We start from the raw sequence: 23,370 nt of genomic DNA, 5'->3' as shown, positions 1-23,370 counted from the left end.
TGGTAGAGAGACGTTTACTTTAGTGCAAGGATGAGGGATGCCCGGTCGATGGGACGTGGAGGCGGTGGCCGCCCGCCTGCGGGCCCATCCGGGCCTGCGGGACAAGGCCGGCATCGGCCTCGTCACCGAGGTCCTGGGTGCCACCGACTGGGCCCACGGGCCGGGCGACGACGGCGCGGTGGTGGAGGTCGGCGGCCTGGTCCTCACCGTGGGCGGCGAGGCCATGGCGCCTGCATTCGTGGCGCGCGACCCGTTCGGCGCGGGCGCCGCCGCCGTGCTGGCCAACGTCAACGACCTGGCGGCCATGGGCGCCGTCCCGCTGGCCATCGTGGACACGGTGGTGGCCCCCGAGCCCGTGGCCCGCTCCGTGCTGGAGGGCATGCGCCACGCCTCGGTGCTCTACGACGTCCCCGTGGTGGGCGGGCACCTCACGGTCCGCGACGGGCCGGCCTCCGTGTCGGCTTTCGGGTTGGGCCGGGTACGGGAGGCCAACCGCGTCCTCTCGGTCCGCAACGCGGCCGCCGGCCAACGCCTGATGCTGGCGTGCGTTACCGAGGGCCGCATGCGCGAAGACTTCCCCTTCTTCGCCTCCTTCGCCGAGCGGGGCGACCGGCTGGCGGCCGACGTCCGGCTCCTGGCCGACGTGGCCGACCGAGGGGCGTGCGTGGCCGCCAAGGACGTGAGCATGGCCGGCATCGTCGGCTCCACGGCCATGCTGGTCGAGTGCCAGGGCCTGGGAGTCACCATCGACCTCGAGGCCGTCCCGCGGCCGCCCGGGGCCGACCTGGTCACATGGCTCCTGGCGTTCCCCTGCTACGGCTTCCTGCTGTGCGTCCCACCCGGGCGGGAGGAGGAATGCGCCCGGCCGTTCCGCGACCGGGCCATAGAGGTGGCCGTCATCGGGACGCTCGACGACACGGGCGTGGTGGCTGTGACCGCGGCCGGGGCCCGTCCGGCCGTCGTGGTCGACCTCGCGGCCGAGCCGGTGACGGGCCTCAGCGGTACGGGCTGAGGTCGATGGCCATGGGCTGGTGCTCGACCCCGACGTAGGTCTCGACCGCGCCGTAGGTGTGCCAGCCGATGCGCTCGAAGAAGGCGACGTTCGGTAGCTGGACGTGGGCCACCATCTCCCGCCCACCCCGGGCCGCGGCGGTGGCCACCGCGAACTTGACCAGGGGCATCCCCAGGTTGCGGACCCGGTACCTGGCCAGCACGGCCAGGCGGTCGCCCTGCCACAAGTCGGTGGACGGGTCGAGAGGGAACAGGCGCACGGCGCCGACGGGCTCGTCGTCCCACAGGCCGAGGACGTGGACGGCGCCCGCCACCGCGTCCCAACTGTCGATGTCGGAGCCGTCGAACAGGCCCTGTTCTTCCACGAACACGCGGTGGCGGATCCCGTAGTGGACGGCCAGTTCGTCGGGCCGGGTGGCGATCCGGCACGAACGGCGGCTGCGGACGTCGGCGGCGGTGCTCAAGACCGCGACGGGCTGATCGTGAGGAGCTTCTCGACGGTGGCCATGGCCGAGCACGCCTGGCAGCGGGCGCACCCGGCAGCCACGCCTTTGGTGTCCAGGCCCCGCTCCCGCAGGTAGGGCACCACCCGCCGGTAGATGCTCTCGGTGTACTCGGCCGAGGGGGGCATGAAGTCCCCCATCAGGCTGCCGGCGATGGGCCGCAACGGGACCACGAAGGGGTAGACGCCCGCGTCGATGGCCCGCCGGCACCCCTCCACGGTGAGCTGGGCGTCCTCCCCCATGCCGAGGATCACATAGGTCGACACCTGGCCCTCGCCGAACAGGCTGACCGCCCGCTCCCAGGCCGCGAAGTACCCCTCGATGCCGGTGCGGGCCTTGGCCGGGGCCACCCGGGCCAGCACCACGGGGTCGAACGACTCGACGTGGATGCCCACCGAGTCGATCCCCAGGTCGTGGACGCGGTCGATCACGTCGAGGTCGTCGGGCGGCTCGAACTGCACCTCGACCGGTAGCCCGGCCGCCTCCTTGACGGCCGCGCCGCAGGTGGCCACGTACAGCGCTCCCTTGTCGGCCCCCGCGGTGCTGCCGGTGGTCAGGGTGGCGTCGACCGCGCCGTCGAGCTCCTTGGCCGCCACCGCCACCTCGGCCAGCTGCTCGGGGCGCTTCTTGGCGATGGTGCGCCGGCCGTCCAACGACAGGCCGATACCGCAGAACTGGCACTGGTCGGAGTTCCCCCAGTAGGCGCAGGTCTGCAAGACGGTGCTGGCCAGCGAGTCGAGGTGAAGCAGGGCGATCTTCCAGTACGGGGTCCCGTCGGCCGTCGAGAGGTCGTAGTAGCGGGGCCGGGGCGTGGCCGTGGCGGCGGCCAGCCGTTCACCGTCGCGGTAGATGCCGTAGCCCTCGTCCTCGGGGCGCAGGACATAAGGCGAGGCGTGGGCGAGGGCGTTGTCGGTCGGGACGGTCACGGCCACGCCTTCGATCCACAGCATCCCCGAGTCGCTGGGCCCGGCGCCGCCGTGACGGGCCTCCATCTGCGCCTCCACACGGAGGCCCCGGCTCTGCAGGTCGGTGATGAGGTGGCCCAGGTCCACGGTTCAGCCCCGGCGCTGAGCGGCCAGCTCCCGGTAGCGGATCGAGCATGCCGCGCCGGCCACCAGGGACAGGTCGAGGTCCTCGGCCATGGCCGGGTCGTGGGAGGCGAGCCGTTGCGCTGCGTCCCGGGCCTCGGCATCGGCCGTGACGAGGCTGGGGATGTCAGGGCAGGACGCCCGGAGCTGCTCGGCCAGCCGCCCGACCAGGCGCACGGCCTCCTGGTAACGCTCGGGCATCACCATGGCCACAGGGTAGAGGCGCTCCTCGGCCTGGAACCACCGGTAGAGGACCTCGCCCGGCACCTCGGGGTCAGAGAACGGGCTGGGTGGGACCGGCGGGGCCGGCGGGCCGCTCATCGGCGCCTACCCTACACTATAATGGACGACAATTTCTCATCCTCTACACCCGCTCTCGTCCATCAGAGGAGGGCCGATGCCGAAGACGGCCGTGGTGGCGCTGGGCGGCAACGCCCTCACCCGGGAGAGCCAGCAGGGAACGCACCAGGAGCTGGAGGCCAACGCCACGGCCATGGCCAAGGCCGTGTCCTCGCTCATGCGCAGCGGGTGGCGCGTGGTCCTCGTCCACGGCAACGGCCCCCAGGTCGGCAACCTCGCCATCCAGCAGGAGGAGGGCCAGAAGCTGGTGCCGGCCCAGCCCCTGTTCTCTCTGGGGGCCATGACCGAAGGCCAGCTGGGCAGCCTCATCTGCCTGGCACTTCGCCGGGTGGCCGACGCGTCGTGGATGCGGGGGGCGGTAGCCATCGTCACCCACGTGGCCGTGAACCCCGACGACCCGGCCTTCGAGAACCCGACGAAGTTCATCGGCCCCTTCCTGACCAAGGAGCAGGCCGAGACGATGGCCGCCGAACGGGGATGGGTGGTCAACAAGGACGCCGACCGTGGTTACCGGCGCGTAGTCCCCTCGCCCGAGCCCGTCGCCATCCTCGAGACCGACGCCATCCGAGCCCTGCTCAACCAGGGCCAGGTGGTGGTGGCGGCCGGCGGGGGAGGGGTGCCGGTGGTGCGCTACCACGACGGCTACGGCGGCATCGACGCCGTGATCGACAAGGACTACGCGGCCCAGCGCCTGGCCACCTCCCTGGCCGCCGAGGCGCTGGTGCTGGTCACGGGGGTGGAGACGGTGCTGCTCCACTACGGCCAGCCCGACCAGAGGGCCATCCACGAGATGGCGGTGGACGAGGCCGAGCAGTGGCTGGAGAGGGGCGAGTTCCCCGAGGGCAGCATGGCCCCCAAGGTCCGGGCCGCCGTGCGGTTCCTGCGCCGGGGCGGTGAGGAAGCCGTCATCACCACCCCCCAACTGGTGTACGCCTCGCTCCAAGGAACGGTCTCGGACATCGAGGGGCCGCGCGGTACCCACATCGTCCGGGTCAAGCCGCTGGTGGCGTCGACATGACGGCCAGCCGGTTGGTCAAGGTCTTCGGGGGCACCTACCTCGACTCCGTGCTCCAGATGGCCGGCACCCGGGCCATGCTCGACGTCGAGGGGGTCGACTGGGCGGCCGCGGCCATGGGCACCCCGGCCAACGTCGCCACCCTGGTCGAGCGGGGCTTCTCGCCCGGTGGCCTCGACGGCGTCTCGGCCGACGATCTGTTCGTGGCCGTCGAGGCGACCGACGATGACAGTGCCGGCGCGGCCGTGGCGGCCGCCGAGGAAAGGCTGTTCGCCGAGCCCCGGGGTGCGGAGCACGACCGGGAAGCCGAGCGCCGGCCCCGTACCCTCGGCGAGGCGCTGGCCGCCCAGGCCGCGACGAACGTCGCCGTGGTGTCCGTTCCCGGAGACTACGCCGCCCTCGAAGCCCACAAGGCCCTCTCTGCCGGCCTCCACGTGCTGCTGTTCAGCGACAACGTGCCGGTGGCCGACGAGGTGGCGCTCAAGGACCGGGCCACCGACCTGGGACTGTTGGTGATGGGCCCCGGGGCGGGCACCGCCTTGCTCGGGGGCGTAGGGCTGGGCTTTGCCAACGTGGTCAAGCCGGGCCGGGTCGGTGTGGTCGCGGCCGCGGGCACCGGCGCCCAGGAGGCCATGAGCCTGCTGGACCGCTGGGGCGCGGGGGTGTCCTCGGTAGTCGGGCTCGGCGGCCGCGACCTCACCGATGCCGTGGGCGGGCGCATGGCCAAGCTGGCCGTGTCGGCCATGGCCAAGGACCCGGGCACCGATGCCATCCTCCTGGTGTCGAAGCCGCCCTCCGAGCACGTCGCCCGCGACGTCGTGGCCCTGGCCGGGGGCACGCCGCTGGTGGCCTCGCTCATCGGTTTGGGACCGGCGTTCGGGCAACCCGAGGGCGTCGCCGTCGTAGGCACGCTGGAGGAGGGGGTGGTGCGGGCCCTGACCCTGTTGGGCATCGACGTGCCCGACCTGATCTCCGGTCTGGCTGAGGCGGTCGAGAGGTCCGCCGCCCGCCTCGGCCCGGGCCGGTCCCTCGTGCGGGGCCTGTTCTCGGGCGGGACGCTCTGCTACGAGTCGCTGGCGGTCCTGTCGCGGTACATCGGCCCGGTTTGGTCCAACACACCGCTGGACAAGGCCTACCGGGTGCCCGCGCCAACCGGCAGCCACGTCTGTCTCGACCTGGGCGAGGAGGAGTACACCAAGGGCCGCCCCCATCCCATGATCGACCCCGCGGCCCGCCTCGAGCTCATCAGGGAGGCGGGCCAGGACGAGGAGGTGGCCGTGGTCCTGATCGACGTCGTGCTGGGGTACGGGTCCCACCCCGACCCGGCGGGCGAACTGGCCCCTGCGTGCGCGGAGATCATGGCCGGCGGCGGGCCGAGCGTGGTGGCCTACGTGCTGGGGACCGACGGCGACCCTCAGGGCTTCGAGCGCCAGCGGGCCCAACTTACCGAGGCGGGCTGCACGGTCACGCCCACCGCCGCCCGGGCCTCCTTGGCCGCGGCCGCCATCGCCACCCGCCAGCCTCAGCTCGTCACCGCTGCATTGTGACCGGGCCGCGGATCGGCCTCGTCACGTACTCGGTGAAGCCCCGCGGCGGTGTGGCCCACACCCTGTGGCTGGCTGAGGCCCTCCACCGCCTGGGGGCCGACGTGACCGTCCTCGCCCTGGGCGACAGTGCGGGGTTCTTCAGGCCCGTCGCTGTCCCGGTCAAGATCGTGGGCCCGCCCGCCGAGGGGGCCAGCCTGGAGGAACGGGTCTTCGCGTCGGTGGCCTCCCTGGCTGCCGGCCTCTCGGTCGTCGCCGACGACTTCGACCTCTTCCACGCCCAGGACTGCATCTCGGCGCGGGCCGCCGCCCGGGTACGCGACGGCGGTGCCGGGGTGCCGGTGGTGCGTACCGTCCATCACGTCGACGACTTCACCACCCAGGCGCTGATCGACTGCCAGCACCAGGCCATCCTCGAGCCCGACCGGGCCTTGGTGGTGAGCGAGCACTGGCGCACGCTCCTGCGCGACGGCTACGGCGTGGACGCCGAGGTCGTCTACAACGGGGCCGACGGCCGGCCGTTCCCGCCCGTCCCTGCCGGTCGACGGGCCGCCCTGCGCCACCGGATCGGGGCGGGCGACGGCCGGTTCGTGTTCCTCACCGTGGGCGGCATCGAGCCCCGCAAGGGCAGTGCCCACCTGCTGGCCGCCCTGGCCGCCCTCGACGCCCTCGACCCGAGGCCGGTCCTGGCCATCGTCGGCGGGCACTCCTTCCAGGACTACCGGGCCTACCGCGAGGCGGCCCTCGCCAGCCTCGGGCCCCTCGGCCTCGAGCTCGGCCGAGACGTGGTGCTCCTGGGCACCGTGGACGACGACGAGCTGGGCGACTGGTACGGCGTGGCCGACGCTTTCGTGTTCCCCTCGCTGAACGAGGGATGGGGCCTGGTCGTGCTCGAAGCATTGAGCGCGGGCCTGCCCGTCGTGGCCACCGACATAGCGGTCTTCCGGGAGTACCTGACCGACGGGAAGGACGCCCTGCTGGTCCCCCCGGCCGACCCGAGCGCCCTGGCCCGAGCCATGCGGGCCGTCGCCACCGACGCCCAGCTACGCCACCGCCTCGTCCGAGCCGGCCACCGCGTGGCCTCCCGCTTCACCTGGGAGGCCACCGCCCGCCGCCACCTCGAGATCTACGGCTCCGTCACATCCCACCCCGCCGGCCACCGGCGGAGATGACGGCCTGTCGGGGCGAGCCGACTCGGGTCATCCTAGGTGGCCACCGGCGAGCCCCTGCCTGGTGTGGCCACGGCCCGGCGGGCGAGGGCCCAGGCGCCGACGGCAGCCGCCCCCAGGCCCAAGGCGAGGCCGGCCGCCAGCAGGAGCCAGCCGGGCGTACCCGCCGTTGCGCCGGTCGTCACGGCCTGGGCGCCGTCCAGCCATACGGCGGCCGCGTAGACGTCTTCGGAGTGGGTCTCGCCGACGGCGTTGCGGCTGTCCTGCCATGCCAGGTGAACGGCCTGGTCCGACGACGCGATGCCGATGTTGAACTTGCTGTTGATGTCGTTGCCCCACACGCCCACCGAGCGGTCGATGCTGCGATCGGTGACCCGGACGTTGGGGGCGAAGGTCCGGCCGCCGTCGGTGGAGTAGCTGTAATAGACGTCCGACGTCCCCTTGTCGCCGTTGTGGCCGGGGCTCACCAGCGGCGGTGTCGGGCTGTGCCGGAAGTCGTACCAGGCGATGTCGACCCGCCCGCTGGGGGCTACGGAGACCCCCGGCTCGTACTGGTTGGCGTTCACGGTGTCGTCGTTGACGAGGACGCGTTCTCCCCAGGTGTCGCCGCCGTCGGTCGACGTCCGGACGAAGATCTCGAGGTCGCCGTCGAACTGCGGGCCGGTGTTGTTGGGCTCGGCGTGGCCATGCCAGACGAGGTAGAGGTTGCCCGAGGACGGGTCGGCGGCCAGCATCGCCGGTCGCGACGCGGACTGGTTGCCGGGGTCGATCTCGGTGGCCGGCGTGAAGGTGGCGCCTCCGTCGGTCGAGCGGGAGTACATGATCGGCCGCAGGGGTGCCTGCTGGCCCGACGGCGTCGGGGGGACGCCGAACGTGCGCGCCCAGTAGACGGCGTGCACCGTGCCGCGGCCGTCGACCGCGATGGCGGGGTAGTCACCGCCGGGGGTGCCGGATATCTCCACGGGTGGGCGGAACGTGCGCCCACCGTCGTGTGAGGCTGCGATGTTGGTCTTGAGCTTCTCGGTGGTGGTGGCCGTGAAGACGCCCTGGCGCCAGCCCACGTACACCTTGGCCGGGTCGCGGGGGTCGACGGCCACCATGGGGCCCTTGTTGAGGCCCCGGTTCTGGTCGCCGTCCGGGGCGTCGAAGACCCGGGTCGTCTGGAACGTACGCCCACTGTCGGTGGAGCGGGCCAGGAACACGTGGCGGGGGACGTCGTTGCGGCTCCGGGCGAGGAGCTCGCTGGCCACGAACGCGATGTACAGCGTCCCGTCGCGGCCGAAAGCGGCCGTCGCGTACGGCCCGTACTCGGCATAGAAGCTGCAATCGTCGAACGGCGACGACATCGGGTTGCCGCCGGGTCGCCAGGTCCTACCGTGGTCGAGCGACAGGTGGACGCGACAGGCGCGGTCGGTGCGCACGTCGGCCTCGACGACCACGAGCTCGCCGGTGCGGGGGTTCATGGCGATCTGGGGCGAGGAATGGGCGCGTACGGGCAGTGGGTTGGCGGTGACCTGGACGGCCCCCGTGGGCGCGGGCGTACGGTCCCCCGTCTGTGCGCCCGCGGATGTGTTCACGAACAGCAACGCCAGCAGTGTGACTGCTCCGGTCGCGCCCCGAACAGCGTTCTTCATTCTCGTCCCCCGCCTTCCTCGAACCAGGTTTCCCGCAAAGCCCAGCCGAGGCCAACCTAGCGGAGCACCACGGACCGTGCTCGCAGCCCTCTACTGCACTCCCGGGTCGGCGGGCTGGGCCCAGCCGTACAGGAACCACTCAGTGGCGTCTATGGAGGGCTGCCAGCCGTCCGCCTGGAGCAGGGCGGCGAGCTCGTCGGGCCCGTAGGTGACCTTGACCACGTGGAACTCGCGGCCGTCCTCCAGCCGGCGGCGGTGGAGGTCGGGCAGGTACTCGACCACGTAGGGGTCGCCGCCGGAGACGCCCGGCGTGGGTTGGTGGCGGTTGTCGACCAGGAAGGCCCGGCCACCGGGGCGCAGGCTGCGCCGCACGAGGGCCCAGAAGTCGGCGAACCGGGCGCGGGGAACGTGGGACAGCCAGAACGAGAAGAAGACGACGTCGAACTGCCGGGCCGGTTCCCAGGAGAACAAGTCGGCCACCACGTAGTCGACCTCGGTGGTGGTCGTCGCCCCCTCGGCCGCGGAGACGCGCCGGCGGTTGAGCTCGAGGGCCTCGGGGGACGAATCGACGACGGTCAGCGTGCCGGCGGTGCGGGCCAGTTGGAGTGTCCACCAGCCCGTGCCGCCCGCCAGCTCGAGCACGTCGCCCCGGGGCCCGAACTCGGCCAGCGCCCGCTCTATGGTCACGACCTGCTCGTGCCACCGCCGGGCCCGGTCTTCGCCGCGCTGGTAGTTGCCCCGGCCCAGCCACCAGTCGTCGTAGTGCGGTGCCCTGGCCCGGTAGAACGCTTGCTGCTCGTCGAGCACCCCGTCGTCCACCCCGCCAGCATGGCACCCGGCGCGACCGGCCCGGGCGGGCGTCCGGCGCCGCGCTCGACAGGCGGGCCGCCACGGCGTAGACCGTTCGACGTGGACAAGGGGACGCGGGTCACGGTGAGCCTCGGTGAGGACGGTGTCATCGCCGAGCTGAACATCGAGGGCGAGGTCGACAAGGAAAAGCTCGTCGAGGAGGTGCGGCCCGCCCCGCCGTTGTCCGACGGTCCCGAGAGCGGCTCCGTCCCGGCGATCGGTTGAGGCGGGACCTTGGCCGGAGGACAGAACCCCCGTCTACCCCCGTGGCTCTACCTGGTGATCGTCTCCGCGCTGGCGATCTACTTCGTCGTGGGCGGGATCACGTGGGCCATCATGGCCTATGAGGGCCGTGACGCGCCCGAGTCGTTCACCACGCTGCTGGCCACCCTGGCGGGGGGCCTGTTCGCCCTGCTGACCCAGGCCGGCTCGGGCGGGGGATCGGGCGGAGGGGGCGGCGAGGGCGGCGACGGCTGACTCCGGGCTGGGCCCGCGGGTCAGGCCGTCCACCCCAGGAGGGCGTCGCCCAGGGAGAGCACGACCACCCACAGGGCGAAGGAGACCACGGGGGTGGCCGCCACCCGCCACCGGTGGCGGCGGTTGACAATGGCGTAGGCCACGGCCGCCACTCCCAAGGCCCATACGGCGACCAGCCACGGCATCGGCACGACGAGCCCACTGGCCAGGTAGAACAGCGAGACGGGGACGAGCAGCACCACGCCGAGAGCCCGGGCCACCTCGGCGCTCCTTCCCGACGGCAGGTTCACAGGCGGTTGTCCACGGCCGGCACCCACAGATCGTGCCAGGTGGGCCGCTCGTGGGTCGGGTACCGGTCCCGGCGGCGGCCGTGGGCGATGCTGGGTGGGTGAACAAGGGCCCAGGTGGCGAGGCGGTGGCGGCACTGGCTGCCCTCGTGGCCGGCCTGCCCGGCGGCGAGGAACGGCCCGAGCAGGCCGAGATGTGCCGGGCCGTGGCCGAGGCCCTGGCCGCCGGCCACCACCTGGCCGTGGAGGCGGGCACCGGTGTGGGCAAGTCGCTGGCCTACCTGGTGGCGGCCGTCCTGTCGGGCCGGCGGGTGGTGGTCGCCACCGCCCGCAAGCCCCTGCAGGACCAGCTCATCAACAAGGACATCCCGGTGGTGGCCGCCGCCCTGGGCGGGGTGGACGCGGCCGTGCTCAAGGGACGGTCGAACTACCTGTGCCTGGCCAAGCTGGCCGAGGCCACCGGTGGCGACCAGGGCCAGCTCATCGCCGACCGCCGCCGGCCCGTCCTCGACCAACTGGCCGACTGGGCCCTCACCCCGGGGGCGGGCGACATGGGGGCCGCGCCCGTCGAGGTGGGCCCCGGCCTCATGGGCCTCGTGACGGTGGGCCCCCGCGAGTGCCCGGGGGCGGCGTCCTGCGACCGCGGGGAGGAGTGCCTGGCCGAGAAGGCCCTGGCCCGGGCGCGTGAGGCCCAGCTCGTCGTCACCAACATCGACCTCTACTGCCTGGACACGGCCATCGGCGGGGCTCTTCTCGGTGATCACGACGCCGTCGTGTTCGACGAGGCCCACGAACTGGAGAACGTGGCCAGCCGGACGTTCGGCCTCGAACTCGGACGCCGCCGCTTCGCCTGGCTGGCCGGCCAGCTCCGGGGCCTGATGGTGGCGGGTTCGGAGGAACCGGCCCGCCTCGAACGGGTGGGCGACAGCGTGGCTGCGGCGCTGGCTCCCGCGACCGGCCAGCGCCTCGACGTGACTGAGCCGTCGGTCGCCGGGGCCCTGGCCGCGGCCGACGAGGTGCTCTCGGCGGTGACCTCGCTCCTGCGCAAGCTACCGTCGGGCGCGGGCTCGGGCTCGGGCGGGGGCGGCCCGTCGGGCGGGGGCGGGGAGCCGGGCGCCGGGGGGCGGCGGGACGGGCGGAGGGACCGGTGCCTGCAGGCGGCCTCCAGCCTGCTGGAGGACCTACGCCGGGCTCGTGCCCCCCAAGCCGGTGACGTCGTCTACGTCCCCGAGGGGCCCGAACCCGTCCTTACCGTGGCCCCCGTCGACGTCGGCCCGGTGCTGGCCCAGCGCGTGTACCGGCGCCGGACCGCCATCCTCACCAGTGCCACCCTGAGCGTCGGGGGCGATGTCGACCCCGTCGCCCATCGCCTCGGCCTACGCCCCGCCCTCCTGGCCGGCGAACGCGTAGGCGGGGACGAGAGCGGCGAGGGCCCCGATGACCCTGACGGCCCCGGCGACCGTGGGGCCGACGACCCCGACGGCGAGCTCGACGGCGGTGGCGGCGGGCCGGGGGAGGGGGGCCGGGCGGTGGTGGGGCTGCGGTTGGGGAGCCCGTTCGACTACCGGGCCAACGCCTTGCTCTACTGCCCCGTGCACCTGCCCGATCCCCGCCAGATGCCCAGGTCTTTCGACGCCGCCGCCCTCGACGAGCTGGCCTCATTGATGGAGGCGGCCGGCGGGCGGACGCTCGGTCTGTTCACCAGCCACCGCATGCTGCGCCTGGCCAGCGAGAGCTTCAAGGACAGGTTCCCGTGGGCTGTGCATGTGCAGGACGGGCCACCCAGCCCGGGGCTGATTGAACGGTTCCGAGACGACGAGACATCCTGCCTGCTGGCCACGATGGGCTACTGGCAGGGCATGGACGTACCCGGCCGGTCGCTGACCCTGGTGGTCATCGACCGCCTCCCGTTCCCATCCCCCCGGGACCCCCTTCTCGAGGCCCGCCGCCAAGCCGCCCAGAACGAGCAACGGGTGCCGTTCGAGGCCGTCGACCTCCCTCTAGCCGCCACCTTGTTGGCCCAAGGAGCCGGAAGGCTGGTGCGCACGGCCACCGACCGAGGTGTCGTGGCGGTGCTCGACCGCCGGTTGGCCAAGGCGCGCTACAAGGCGGCCCTGCTCCGGTCACTGCCCCCCATGCGTCGCTCGATCGACGGCGCCGAAGTCCGGGCCTACCTCGCCCAACTGGCAGCCGGGGAGATATAGGACGCCATCCGATACTGGCACCGGCAGTATATGCCGACTGCCAGTATTGTGCACCGAGCGCCGTATTGGCATACTGGAGGGTGCCGGGACGCCGTCGGGCTGGGGCCTCCCTGGGCCTCGTTCGTACCCGACTGGTGGTCGGCGCGTCATTAGAGCTGTGCGTACGAAAGAGAGGTGGTAGTAGTGAACCTTAGGAAGAAAGTAGCCGTCGCCTTCGGCGCCGCTGCCACCGCGACCGTCCTGACGGGAGCGGCCGTGTTCGCGTGCACCAACCTGGCGACCCTCAACCTGTCGAGCGCGGCCGGCAAGCCGGGTGACACGGTGACCGTCACGGGCTCGTCGTTCCGGGTCAACGCCCAGGACGTGGCCTCGTCCTTCCCCGTGCAACTGCGGTGGAACGGGGTCGACGGGGCCATGCTGGCCGAGGTCCAGCCCGACCGGGTGGGCAACATCTCGGCCACGTTCACCGTGCCCGACGGCCAGCCCGGCTACTACGTGCTGGTAGCCACCCAGCGCGACGCCCAGGGGGTCGACACCTACGGCACCCCGGCCCGGGCCAGCTACCAGATCCTCGGGCCCAACGGCCAGTCGGTGGTGACCCCGGCCTCCGCGCCGGTGGCCACGGTGGGCAGTGAAGGCAGTTCGGCCGGCATCATCGCCCTGACGGTGGGCCTGGGCGTCCTCGGCCTCGGCCTGTTCGCGGCCGGCTTCATCGCCTTCGTGCGCCAGTCCCGCCGGGCCCCGTCGGCCGCGGCTGTGCGCAAGTAGGGCGCCAACGCGCTCTCCGAGGCGGGTGTTACGGAGGCCGGGCCCCGGTCGGGTGCCCGGCCTCCGGCCGCGTCCGGATGGCCCGTGCTTTTCAAGGGGTGTAGAGGTAGCGTTCTGGCGGGTAGCAGTCCTGGTCGGAAGGAGTGCGCCACGGGCATAGCGATCGCGCAGTGGTGTCGGAGGGGGCGGACGAGGGCTACGCGCCGCCCCAGGTGGGGCCACGCCGCCAAGAGAGGCCGTGTCCTCGGAGCTGCCCTGGTACTGGCCGCCACCTTGGCCGCGTGCGGGCGGGGCGAGGGCGGGGGGGCCAACGTCGTCAACTGGTACGTGTTCAAGGAGCCCAGCGGGGCCTACGACGAGGCCGCGGCCGACTGCTCACGGCGGTCGGGCGGCCGCTACGAGATCCGCATCCAGGCCCTGCCCACCAGCGCCGACACCCAGCGCGAGCAACTGGTGCGGCGGCTGGCGGCCAAGGACCGTTCGGTCGACATCGTGGGCATGGACGTGATCTGGACCGGCGAGTTCGCGGAGGCGGGGTGGATCCAGCCTTTCCCCGCCGACCGGGCGGCGGAGATCTCCCGGGGCGTGCTGGCCGGCCCGCTGCAGACGGGGACCTACAAGGGCCGTCTCTACGCCGCCCCTTCGACCAGCAACACCCAACTGCTCTGGTACCGCACCGACCGGGTGAGCACGCCCCCCCGGACGTGGGACGAGATGATCGACACGGCCGTGTCCCTGGGCCGCCAGACGGGGGAGCCCAACTACGTCGCCGTCCAGGGCAACCGCTACGAGGGCTACACCGTGTGGTTCAACGCCTTGCTGGAATCGGCCGGTGGCACAGTGCTGGGTGAGGGCACGGGCCCCGTGCCGCCTGTCTCGCTCGAACAGGGCCCCACCTCGACGGCCCTGGGTGTGATCTCCAAGCTGGCCCGGTCCCCGGCTGCCGACCCGTCGTTGTCGACCAGCACCGAGGACACCACCCGGCTGGCGTTCCAGGCGGGGCGGGCCACGTTCATGGTGAACTACCCGTTCGTCTACCCCAGCGCCCAGCGCGACGCCCCCGAGGTGTTCGCCAACATGGGCTGGGCCCGTTACCCGGCGGTGGTGGCCGGCCAGCCCAGCCGGCCCCCGCTGGGGGGCATCAACCTGGGGGTGGGGGCGTTCTCCCGCAAGTCCGACCTGGCCTTCGACGCCGTGGAGTGCCTGATCAGCGAGCAACACCAGGTGAACGCGGCGGTCAAGGGCGGGCTGCCCCCCACCCTCGACGCCGCCTACGACCGGCCCGAGATGCGTGAGGCCTACCCGTTCGGCGACATGATCCGCGAGTCGCTGCGTGACGCCGCCCCCCGGCCCGTGGCCGCTGCCTACAACGACGTGTCCCTGGCCGTCCAGCGCACGCTCCACCCGCCTCGCAGCGTCGACCCCGAACGCACCGCCCGCGCCCTGCGAGACCTGGTCGACCGGGCCGTCAAGGGCGAGGCCCTCCTGTGACGGGCCGGCCTGCCCGCCGACGAACCGGTGTGCCGAACGCGCCGGGTCTGGAGCGCTCGGCACACCGGTCGGGGGGTGGAGGGGCGTGACCGCGCCCGTGGTCGTCACCGAGCGGGCCCGCGAGGAACGCAAGCTGGGGTGGATGCTGTGCGCTCCGGCGGTGGCGGTGATGCTGGCCGTCACGGCCTACCCGCTGGCCTACTCGGTGTGGCTGTCGATGCAGCGCTACGACCTGCGGGTGCCCGACGCCCGGGGGTTCGTGGGGCTACGCAACTACGTCACCGTCCTCAGCTCGGAGCTGTGGTGGCAGGACCTGCTGACCACGGTGATCATCACGGTCGTCACCGTCAGCCTCGAGCTGGTGGTGGGCATGGGACTGGCCCTGTTCATGCACCGGGCCATCTTCGGGCGCCGGACGGTACGCACCTCGATCCTCATCCCCTACGGGATCATCACCGTGGTCGCCGCCTTCGCCTGGCAGTACGCCTTCACCCCCGACCTCGGGTTCGTCAACACCTGGCTGAACACCGACCGGGCGTGGCTGACCGAGCGGGGGACGTCGTTCCTCGTCATCACCCTGACCGAGGTGTGGAAGACCACCCCGTTCATGTCGCTTCTCCTGCTGGCCGGGCTGGCCATCGTGCCCGAGGAGCTTCAGGAGGCGGCCAAGGTGGACGGGGCGTCGGCCTGGCAGCGGTTCTACAAGGTGACGCTGCCGACCATGAAGGGGGCCGTGCTGGTGGCCCTGCTGTTCCGCACGCTCGACGCCTTCCGCATCTTCGACACCGTGTTCATCCAGACCCGGGGGGCCAACGACACCGAGACCGTCTCGATGCTCGGCTTCAACCAGCTCATCAACCGGGTGAACCTGGGCGTGGGTTCGGCGGTGTCGGTGCTGCTGTTCCTGGCGGTGATCGCCATCGCCTTCCTGTTCGTCAAGGGGTTCAGAGCCGACCTCGGCCAGGTGAGAGGGGACAAGTGACGCGCGAGCAGCGGGACAAGGCTTTCTGGACGATCGGCACCGTGATCATCGTCGCCTACGCGCTGGCGCCGGTGGCGTGGATCGCCTCGCTCTCGCTCAAGAAGGGCGACGCCCTGACCGACGGCCGGTTCATCCCCCGGTCGGTCACCTTCGACAACTACCGGTCGATCCTCCAAGCCGGCGAGTTCACCCGGCCCCTGCGCAACTCCATCGGGGTGGCGCTGATCGCCACCCTGCTGGCCGTGGCCCTGGCCACCCTGGCGGCTTACGCCATCGCCCGCCTGCGCTTCCCGGGCAAGAAGGCGGTGCTCACCGGGGCGCTGGCCATCGCCATGTTCCCGCCCATCTCGATCATCGGCCCGCTGTTCGACATGTGGCGGTCCCTGGGCCTCTACGACACGTGGGCCGGCCTGGTCATCCCCTACATGACCTTCACGCTGCCGCTGGCCATCTGGACGCTGTCGGCCTTCTTCCGGGAGATCCCCTGGGAGCTCGAGCAAGCCGCCCAGGTCGACGGGGCCACCCCCTTCGAGGCCTTCCGCAAGGTGATCGTGCCCCTGGCCGCCCCGGGTGTGTTCACGGCCGCCATCTTGGTCTTCTTCTTCGCCTGGAACGACTTCCTGTTCGCCATCTCACTGACCTCGACGGACACGTCGCGCACGGTCCCCGCGGCCTTGGCCTTCTTCACGGGCGACTCCCAGTTCGAGCAGCCCACGGGCTCGATCGCGGCCGCGGCCGTGGTCGTCACCATACCCATCGTCGTCATGGTGCTGGTCTTCCAGCGCCGCATCGTGGCCGGCCTGACCGCCGGCGCGGTCAAGGGCTGAGAAAGGAGGGGCGCCGGCTGTGGCCCCCATCACCATCGAGCACGCCACCAAGCGCTACCCCGACGGCACCGAGGCGGTGAGCGACGTCAACCTCGAGATCGCCGATGGGGAGTTCGTGATCCTGGTAGGCCCCTCGGGGTGCGGCAAGTCGACCCTGCTGCGCATGATCGTCGGCCTCGAGGACATCTCCGACGGCGAGATCCGCATCGGCGACCGGGTGGTCAACGACCTGCCACCCCGGGCCCGAAACCTGGCCATGGTCTTCCAGAACTACGCCCTCTACCCCCACTTGACGGTGAGAGAGAACATGGCCTTCCCGTTGAGGTTGGCCAAGGTGCCCGAAGATGAGATCAGGCGCCGGGTGGAGGACGCCGCTCAGGTGTTGGAGCTGGTAGACCACCTCGACCGCAAGCCTGCCAACCTGTCCGGGGGCCAGCGCCAGCGGGTGGCCATGGGGCGGGCCATCGTCCGGGAACCGGCTGCCTTCTTGCTCGACGAGCCCCTCTCCAACCTCGATGCCAAGTTGAGGGTGCAGATGCGGACGGAGATCGCCCGCCTCCAGGGCCGGCTCAAGACGACCACCGTCTACGTGACCCATGACCAGACCGAGGCCATGACCCTGGGCGACCGGGTGGCCGTGCTGCGCAAGGGGGTGGTGCAGCAGGTGGCCTCACCCCGCGAGCTCTACCAGCACCCGGTGAACCTGTTCGTGGCCGGCTTCATCGGCTCGCCGGCCATGAACTTCCTGCCCGCCGAGGTGGCCGGGGGAGAGGTGAGGCTCCCGATGGTCTCGTTCCCGGCGCCCGGGGAGTGGCGCGACCGGCTGGGCGGGGACCGCTCCTTGATCGCCGGCATCCGTCCCGAGGACTTCCACGACGCCGCTCTGGGCGACCAGCCCGACGGCGTACCGTCGTTCACCACCAAGGTCGAGGTCATGGAGTGGCTGGGGGCCGAGCAGTACGCCTACTTCCCGGTGGCCCAGCAGCAACGGTCGAGCGAGCTGGCCGACCTGGCCCGGGAGCTGGAGACGGTGGAGTCACCCGGGTCGGGCTCGATGGTGGTGGCCCGCCTCGACGCGGCCAGCGACATCAGGGCGGGCCGGGAGTCGGTCCTGTGGTTCGACCCGGCCCGGCTGCACCTGTTCGACCCCTCCTCGGGTGACAACCTCACGGGCGCGGCGGCTGGATGAGCCGAGCGGCGACGCCGGCGCCGGGGGTCAGCGGCGACTTCCGGGGGGGAGCCGGCGTAGGCGCTCGATCACCTCGTCGGTCCAGGCGTGGGTACGCAGGAGGCGGAAGCGTTCCGCACCCAGGCGCAGGTAGGCCTCGGTCTCGGTGCGGCGGCCCACGAGGCCGGCGGCCCGGAGCGTGGTGACCACGGGTTCGTACTCCTCTTCGAACCAGCGCCGGGCCAACTCGGTCCGCCCCACCAACCCGCCGTCTTCGAGGCTGCGGCGGTAGCCCCACGCCTCGACGCCCTCGGCCAGCAGCGCGTAGTCCCACCCGTCGTGCAACTCGATACGGGCGAGGGCGGTGGGGGGCAACGGCACCCGCTCCCGGAACACCCGCCGGTGGTCGATCAGGGGAAGGTCGGCGGGCGACGCCTGGGCCGGAGGCGCCTCGGCGGTGAGGACCTCGGTGACGACTGCGTCGATCGTGTTCTGGCCCAGGGCGCGCGCCACCGAGACGCGGTGGTGGCCGTCGCGAACGAAGTGCAGTAGCCCCACCCGGTAGAGGTCGACCGCCGGCAAGGCCACGCCCCGGCGGGAGGCGGCCGCCAGGCGTTCCCATCGCTGGCGGGTGTGAAGGTTGGTCGGGCGGAACTGGCGGTCGAACCCTTTGGCCCGATCGACGGTGCCGACGATGGTCGTGATGTCGACCGTCTGGTGCCCGAGGTCCCGCTGGCCGACTCGGCCCAGTGCCCGGGTCACGTCCTCGAACACGAGCATGTCACCGGCCTCGGGTGGGCGGCGCCGGGCCCGGTCGCGCATGCGGTCGAGCCGGCCCTGGCGCTGCACGCGGTTGAAGTCGTCGCGGGCGTCGGCATCGGGAAAGCCCGTGCTCACCGTTCCTTGCTAGCACCGCCGGCGGTCGGTGGCCGACGCCTCACGTCAGACGCGGTGCTCAGACCAGGAGGGCGGCGACGGTCTCGACGGCCTCCGCCGGCAGGGCCCCGGCATCGACAGTGGCATCGGCTCCCGCGATGTCACGGCCCGCCGACGTGATGGCCACCACCGGGACGGCGGCCACCGCGCTGGCCCTGAGCCCGGCCACCAGCGCTCGCCCCGCGGTCCCAGTGGCGTCGACCAGGACCAGGGTGGGCAGTAGCTCCCAACACCCTTGCGGCTCCAGGCCCTCGAGGTCGACGAGGTGGACGCGGCAGTCCTCCAGCCCGGGCCCCAAGGCCGCCGCCAGCTCGGCGGTCACGCCCACGGCCAGCACGGTGCGGCTGGCCTCTCCGGCCAGGCGGCGGGCCCCCCGGGACGAGGCGTTGACGCCGTGGGTGATCGAGAACCCGGCGCCCGACGCCCCGCCGTCGCCTGACGCCCCACCATCGGCCAGGGAGAAGAAGCTCTCCTCGGTGGCCCGGGCGTTGAGGGCGGCCTCCCCGGTCTCGCGGTCGGTGGACCACAGGGCCCACGAGATCCCCGCCAGGTCCAAGTTGGTGTAGACGACGGTGGTCATGGCCGGCAGGTCGGACCCGACCCGGCTGAGGCCTCGGGCCGTGAGAGCCGCGGTCAGGCGGTCAGTTGCCCCGGGGCCCGAGGGTGGGTGTTCGTCACGGACGAGGATGGCCACGGGGGAGACCCGGTAGGCCAGGGCCCACCAGCCCTCCAGCTTTAGGGCGCCTTGCTCGACGTGGAGCGTCGGCCCGAAGACCGCTCCCGCCCCGGTTGCGATGAACGCATCGACCACCTCGTCATCGTCCATGGCAAAGACTAGTTGCGCGTCTGCCCTGCGCCCGCCCCTTCCTTGTTGGAACTCCTCTCCGACAGTGTTGGAAAGTCTGGCCAGCCTTTGCCGCTTCTGTTGGAACGAGGGCCGTCAGGGCCGGGCCGTCGGTGAGGAAAGTGGGGTCTCGACCGACGCCCGGAGACTTGGCCCGTGATCTCCAACACGCTACGAATTCCCAGGTCAGGAGTGGTCGAGGGTCGGGTTGAAGGCGGGGTCGGGCCGGGGCCGGGATGCTTGCCGGGGGGAGGGCCCGGTGGTAAACCTCCGCCTGTCCGAGGGGCGCGCCGCGCCTACCGGGGACTAAGGGGACAAATAGGTATGGGGACGACGGGCGAGGCCTGCGGGGAGGTGCGGACGCTGAGGCGTGCCGCTCTCGCGCTCGCGGCCGCCGCCACCATGGTCGTCCTGATGTGGTCAGGGACGTCGTCAGCCGAGGAGGTCCGCTCCTCGGGTGACGGCACGCCCACCGTCGAGGCACCGGTGGCCGGGCCCGACGCCCCCGCTCCGGTCCCCGACGCCCCCGTGCTGGCCGCTCCGCCCGAGGTCCCGCCCACGACCGTGGCCTCACCGCCGACGACCGTCGCCGGCGCGCCCACGGCCTCGACGGTGACGACCGTGGTGGTCGCCCGGGGCCAGACGGTGATCGAGATCCGGTCGGCAGCTCCCACCGCCGGTGGCGAGGGAGGTTCGTCCCAGGTCGTCATCCAGAGCTCGTCGGCTGGCACCGGCTCGCCATCGTCTTCGAACGTCTCGACCTCGACCAGCAACTCGGTCAACGCCTCCCCGCTCGGCGATGGCCCGCCCTCCTCGCCGTCCAACACCTCCGCCGCCCCGGCGGGCGCCGCCGCCCAGTCTGGTGCCGGGGGCGTACCGGGGTCGCCGGTCGCGGGGCCGGCCGAGACCGACTACGCCCGGGGCATCCTGGCTGCGGCCCGGGCCGAGGAGACAGCCAGCGACACCAACAAGGGCGCTCTTCGCAGCGACCTCACCTTCACTCGTTCGGCCCCCGGCTGCCGAGGGTTCTCCGGCTTGGCCGCCGTCCTCCCCGGCGCCACCGGCTGCGCTCCGGCGCCCGCCGCTCCGGCACCCGTCAGCGGGGGGGCCACCAGCGGGCTAGCCATCGCCCTCGGTTCGGCCGCCACCTGCGTGGCCGCCGGCACCTCGAAGCGGTCCTCGTGCGGCAGCGGCGCTTCGGCGGTCAGCGCCGGGGCCGTGGCCGCGGCGGCCGCTGACCGGGCCCGCCCGGCGGCGCCCGCGGCGACCGATCTCGTGCTCGCCTCCAACGGCATCGCCATCAACGGGGAAGGACGAGCAGGCACCTCCGGCAGCACCGGCAACAACCCGGGTGCTGCCCACGGCAACCAGATGTCCAACACCTTCTCCTCACTCTCGGGCGGCAACTCCAGTTCCAACAGCTCGGCCTCGGGTGGTCCCGGCGGCGGCTCCTCGCTCCTGGCGACCCAGTCCTCCCTTTCCGGGCCCACCGGCCACAGCGGTTCGTCGGCCGGTGCTTCCAACAGCGGTGCAACCGGCGGTGCCACTTCGGTGGCCGGCTCCAGCCCCAGCGCCCTCAGCGGCAGCTCGGGCAGCACGGGCGCTACCTCGCCCGCACTCTCCTCTCCCTCAGCCCAAGGCGCGGGCCTGCTGGGCAGCGCCGTCGCCACGTCCGGCGACGCCACCAGCGGCTCCTCGGGCGACAGCGGTCCCACCGGCGACGCCACTGCCGTGGGCAACGCCACCTCGTCGGCCAACACGGGCGCATCGTCGTCGGCCGACGCCACCTCGGGTGCCTCCGGCAACGCTTCCAACACGGTCGTGGCCACGGTCATCGGCGGCAACGGTGGGGCGGGCGGGACGTCGGTCGCCATCGCCGGTCCCGGCGGGGCGGCCGTCAACGTCGGCGGCGGCCCGTCGTCGGCCACCGGTGGTCCCTCGGTGGCCACCTCGTCGGCCGTCGGCGGGGGCGGGGGCCGGGCCGAGGCCGACATCACCATGGCGGCCACGTCCGGCTCCACCGGTGCGGCCACGTCACAGACCTCGGCCACCAACACCGGGGCCACGGGCAACGCCACTTCGTCGGCCGTGTCCAGCCCGGTGGCGACCTCGGGCGACAGCGGCCCCACGGGCAGGACGGGCGAGGCCACCTCCACGGCCACCGCCACCAACACCGCCCTGCTGGGCTCGGCCGTCGCCGCCGGCGGCGATGCCACCTCGGGCGACAGCGGCGACAGCGGTGCCACCGGTGACGCCACGGCCACCGGGGACGCGGCCTCTTCGGCCAACACGGGCGCGGCGGCCGTCGGGACGGCCGGCTCGGGTGCGTCGGGTGACGCACTCAACGCGGCGGACGTCTTCGCCGGGGCGGGCGACGGCGGCCCGGGCGGGGCGCTGGCCGTCGCCGCCTCGGGGCCGGGAGGGCCGGCCCTCAACGTCGTCGCCGCGGGCGCCGGTGCCACCTCGTCGGCCACCGGCGGGCCGTCGGTCGCGACCACGTCGGCCGGCGGTGGTCACGGCGGCCCCTCGTCCACCACGATCACTCCCGAGGCGGTCAGCGGGGCTTCGGGCGATGCCACCGCCCAGTCCTCGGCCACGAACACGGGCGACACCGGCCACGCCACGTCCGCGGCGGGCGCCGACCCCCGGGCCGCGAGCGGAGCCTCCGGGCCGACCGGGGACACGGGCGACGCCTCGACGTCGGCCACCGCCACCAACCACGCCATCTTGGGCACGGCGGTCGCAACCGCCGGAGAGGCGACCACGTCGTCCTCGGGTGACAGCGGCCCGACGGGGGACGCCTCGTCGTCGGCCTCGGCCGGTTCCGCGGCCAACTCGGGGGCCGAGGCGATCGCCGGCTCGGCCTCGGGGGGGACGGGTACCGCGCTGAACCTGACGGGCGCGGCCAGCTTCGGGGGGGCGGGCGCCGACGGCGGGGCGGCCGTGGCGCTCGCCGGCCCCGGAGGGACGGCCGTCAACGTGACGGCCACCGGTGCGGCTACTGACCAGTCGGCCTCCGGGGGCCCGGCCGTGGCCACCACCGCGGCCGGCGCGGGCGACGGCGGCGGTTCGTCCGTCGACGCCTCCCCGCTGTCGAGCTCGGGTGCCTCAGGTGCCTCGGACGCCCAGTCGTCGGCCACCAACTCGGGCGACACGGGCAACGCCAGCTCCACGGCCGCCTCCGCCCCGGTGTCGGCCTCTGGCCCCTCGGGGGCCACCGGCAGTACCGGCTCGCCCACCTCGTCGGGGGCGTCCGTACAGGCGGCCCTGGGCCTGTTGGCCATCGCCTCCCCGCGCCGCCGCCGCACCGTCGTGGCGACCGTGTTGCCCGTCGACGTCGACCTCCTGACCGTCCGGGCAGCCGCCGCTTCCGCCGGCGACCAGCCGCCCGCGGCTTGCCCGACGGACCATTCCGGCTATCGCGCCCACGCCGGGCCTAATGTGGGCCGTTCTTCTCATGCCGGGGAGGCGGTCACACCACCCGGAAGCAGCCCACCCCGGGCCGGACCACCCGGCCCACCCGGTGCGAACGGCCCTCCGGGGCCATGGCACCGAGCAGGGACCGCAGTCGCCAGCAGTACGCCAGTTACAAGTGCAGTGCCGAGCGAAGAGGACGAGATCTGATGAACGCAAGCAAGGGTGACGGGATGGGCATGAACCGCAAGCCGGGGATGGTGGGCGCCTTCCTGGCGACGATCCTGGCGTTCCTGGGCGCCGGGCCGGCCGTGGGCCAAGAGGCCACGGGCGACACCACGGCCCTGGTGCCCCCGGCACCCGACGGCACCACCCCGGGGGCCGAGGTCGGCCCCGCCCTGCTGGAGGCCCCGCCGGTGGTCACGACCGTGCCCGCCTCCGAGCCGGCCCCGACGCCCCAGCTCACCGGCAACACGCCGGCCGACAGCCACACCACGGGCGACACCGGGGCCTCGACCTCGGCGGGCAACGCCACGTCGCGGTCCAACTCGGGCGCCAGCTCGAGCGCCCAGAGCCAGTCCGGCCCCACGGGGGCGGCCCAGAACTCCACCAACGTGGCCGCCAGCGGGGGCGGCGGCGGGGGCGGGGGCACCTCGGGCCCGGTGGCCGCGGGCGGCGGGGCGGCGGTCAACGTCACCCCCGGCCCGGGCACGGCCAGCGCCACGGGCGGCGCCTCGGTGGCCACGGGCACGGCCGGCGGGGGCGCCGGCGGGGGGGCCACCGTGGCCCTGACCCCGGT

Annotated in this window: 22 protein-coding genes; 14 read left to right on the top strand and 8 right to left on the bottom strand. The window is 73.0% G+C overall.

Translation table 11 applies throughout. The features are described from left to right. The first annotated feature begins 37 nt into the window (after positions 1-37). Complete coding sequence (locus AB1673_06865; protein MEW6153695.1) at positions 38-1,012, top strand: AIR synthase related protein; 975 nt, start codon at positions 38-40, stop codon at positions 1,010-1,012. Here the strand turns inward: AB1673_06865 and AB1673_06860 are convergent. Genes AB1673_06860 through AB1673_06850 form a run of 3 tightly spaced genes read right to left on the bottom strand, consistent with a single transcriptional unit; the run spans position 996 to position 2,923 of the window. Further along, a complete protein-coding gene (locus tag AB1673_06860) occupies positions 996-1,475 on the bottom strand; it encodes an MSMEG_0567/Sll0786 family nitrogen starvation N-acetyltransferase (protein ID MEW6153694.1) in 480 nt (159 codons plus the stop codon). The two genes, AB1673_06865 and AB1673_06860, sit on opposite strands and share 17 nt — an antisense overlap. Then, a complete protein-coding gene (locus AB1673_06855) occupies positions 1,472-2,566 on the bottom strand; it encodes an MSMEG_0568 family radical SAM protein (protein MEW6153693.1) in 1,095 nt (364 codons plus the stop codon). The genes AB1673_06860 and AB1673_06855 overlap by 4 nt, the downstream gene beginning before the upstream one ends. A gap of 3 nt (positions 2,567-2,569) precedes the next feature. Beyond that, positions 2,570-2,923, bottom strand: a complete 354-nt coding sequence (locus AB1673_06850) for a hypothetical protein (protein MEW6153692.1) — start codon at positions 2,921-2,923, stop codon at positions 2,570-2,572. A gap of 76 nt (positions 2,924-2,999) precedes the next feature. On the opposite strand from AB1673_06850, the gene AB1673_06845 reads away from it, so the two are divergent. From AB1673_06845 to AB1673_06835, 3 genes are read left to right on the top strand one after another with little or no spacing between them, the layout of a single operon-like run. Continuing rightward, on the top strand, positions 3,000-3,980 hold the full coding sequence (locus AB1673_06845; GenBank protein ID MEW6153691.1) for a carbamate kinase: 981 nt from the start codon (positions 3,000-3,002) through the stop codon (positions 3,978-3,980). Continuing rightward, the gene (locus AB1673_06840; protein ID MEW6153690.1) at positions 3,977-5,524 is read left to right on the top strand and encodes a protein FdrA; all 1,548 of its coding nucleotides are present in this window, start codon (positions 3,977-3,979) and stop codon (positions 5,522-5,524) included. The genes AB1673_06845 and AB1673_06840 overlap by 4 nt, the downstream gene beginning before the upstream one ends. Next, positions 5,521-6,693: an MSMEG_0565 family glycosyltransferase gene (locus tag AB1673_06835; GenBank protein MEW6153689.1), complete on the top strand. Its 1,173-nt coding sequence runs from the start codon at positions 5,521-5,523 to the stop codon at positions 6,691-6,693. The genes AB1673_06840 and AB1673_06835 overlap by 4 nt, the downstream gene beginning before the upstream one ends. 32 nt (positions 6,694-6,725) lie before the next feature. Here AB1673_06835 and AB1673_06830 read toward each other — a convergent pair whose 3' ends face one another. Together AB1673_06830 and AB1673_06825 are read right to left on the bottom strand one after the other, a co-directional pair. Continuing rightward, positions 6,726-8,324 carry a sialidase family protein gene (locus AB1673_06830; protein MEW6153688.1) on the bottom strand — a complete coding sequence of 533 codons (1,599 nt, stop codon included), beginning with the start codon at positions 8,322-8,324 and terminating at the stop codon, positions 6,726-6,728. 90 nt (positions 8,325-8,414) lie between these two features. Then, positions 8,415-9,143 carry a class I SAM-dependent methyltransferase gene (locus tag AB1673_06825; protein ID MEW6153687.1) on the bottom strand — a complete coding sequence of 243 codons (729 nt, stop codon included), beginning with the start codon at positions 9,141-9,143 and terminating at the stop codon, positions 8,415-8,417. A gap of 90 nt (positions 9,144-9,233) precedes the next feature. On the opposite strand from AB1673_06825, the gene AB1673_06820 reads away from it, so the two are divergent. Next, positions 9,234-9,398 (top strand): hypothetical protein, encoded by a 165-nt coding sequence (locus AB1673_06820; GenBank protein ID MEW6153686.1) that lies wholly within the window; start codon positions 9,234-9,236, stop codon positions 9,396-9,398. Positions 9,399-9,452: 54 nt separating this feature from the next. Next, complete coding sequence (locus AB1673_06815) at positions 9,453-9,650, top strand: hypothetical protein (protein ID MEW6153685.1); 198 nt, start codon at positions 9,453-9,455, stop codon at positions 9,648-9,650. Positions 9,651-9,670: 20 nt separating this feature from the next. Here the strand turns inward: AB1673_06815 and AB1673_06810 are convergent, their stop codons facing one another. Beyond that, positions 9,671-9,940 (bottom strand): hypothetical protein, encoded by a 270-nt coding sequence (locus tag AB1673_06810; GenBank protein ID MEW6153684.1) that lies wholly within the window; start codon positions 9,938-9,940, stop codon positions 9,671-9,673. Positions 9,941-10,038: 98 nt separating this feature from the next. On the opposite strand from AB1673_06810, the gene AB1673_06805 reads away from it, so the two are divergent. The 6 genes from AB1673_06805 (at position 10,039) to ugpC (ending at position 17,398) form a co-directional block, all read left to right on the top strand. Continuing rightward, positions 10,039-12,141: an ATP-dependent DNA helicase gene (locus tag AB1673_06805; GenBank protein MEW6153683.1), complete on the top strand. Its 2,103-nt coding sequence runs from the start codon at positions 10,039-10,041 to the stop codon at positions 12,139-12,141. 183 nt (positions 12,142-12,324) lie between these two features. Next, the gene (locus tag AB1673_06800; GenBank protein ID MEW6153682.1) at positions 12,325-12,909 is read left to right on the top strand and encodes a hypothetical protein; all 585 of its coding nucleotides are present in this window, start codon (positions 12,325-12,327) and stop codon (positions 12,907-12,909) included. Between the two features lie 273 nt (positions 12,910-13,182). Then, entirely contained in the window at positions 13,183-14,400 is a 1,218-nt protein-coding gene (locus tag AB1673_06795; protein ID MEW6153681.1) for an ABC transporter substrate-binding protein, read from the top strand. Positions 14,401-14,542: 142 nt separating this feature from the next. Next, positions 14,543-15,382 (top strand): sugar ABC transporter permease, encoded by an 840-nt coding sequence (locus AB1673_06790; GenBank protein ID MEW6153680.1) that lies wholly within the window; start codon positions 14,543-14,545, stop codon positions 15,380-15,382. Beyond that, positions 15,379-16,209, top strand: coding sequence for a carbohydrate ABC transporter permease (locus AB1673_06785; protein MEW6153679.1), 831 nt, complete (start codon positions 15,379-15,381; stop codon positions 16,207-16,209). Before AB1673_06790 ends, AB1673_06785 begins: the two co-directional genes overlap by 4 nt. A 19-nt stretch (positions 16,210-16,228) precedes the next feature. Beyond that, positions 16,229-17,398: a sn-glycerol-3-phosphate ABC transporter ATP-binding protein UgpC gene (gene ugpC, locus AB1673_06780; GenBank protein ID MEW6153678.1), complete on the top strand. Its 1,170-nt coding sequence runs from the start codon at positions 16,229-16,231 to the stop codon at positions 17,396-17,398. Between the two features lie 27 nt (positions 17,399-17,425). Here ugpC and AB1673_06775 read toward each other — a convergent pair whose 3' ends face one another. Continuing rightward, on the bottom strand, positions 17,426-18,274 hold the full coding sequence (locus AB1673_06775) for a chromosome partitioning protein ParB (protein ID MEW6153677.1): 849 nt from the start codon (positions 18,272-18,274) through the stop codon (positions 17,426-17,428). A 58-nt stretch (positions 18,275-18,332) separates the two neighbouring features. Next, the gene (locus AB1673_06770) at positions 18,333-19,139 is read right to left on the bottom strand and encodes a hypothetical protein (protein MEW6153676.1); all 807 of its coding nucleotides are present in this window, start codon (positions 19,137-19,139) and stop codon (positions 18,333-18,335) included. Between the two features lie 342 nt (positions 19,140-19,481). Here AB1673_06770 and AB1673_06765 point away from each other — a divergent pair, with 342 nt between their 5' ends. After that, on the top strand, positions 19,482-22,781 hold the full coding sequence (locus AB1673_06765; GenBank protein MEW6153675.1) for a hypothetical protein: 3,300 nt from the start codon (positions 19,482-19,484) through the stop codon (positions 22,779-22,781). Then, on the top strand, positions 22,781-23,370 hold a 590-nt coding region (locus AB1673_06760; GenBank protein ID MEW6153674.1), incomplete at its 3' end, for a hypothetical protein. The genes AB1673_06765 and AB1673_06760, both read left to right, overlap by 1 nt.

The organism is Actinomycetota bacterium, assembly GCA_040754375.1.
Classification (GTDB): Bacteria; Actinomycetota; Acidimicrobiia; order Acidimicrobiales; family AC-14; genus JBFMCT01.
This window is presented reverse-complemented; position numbering and strand designations above follow the sequence as displayed.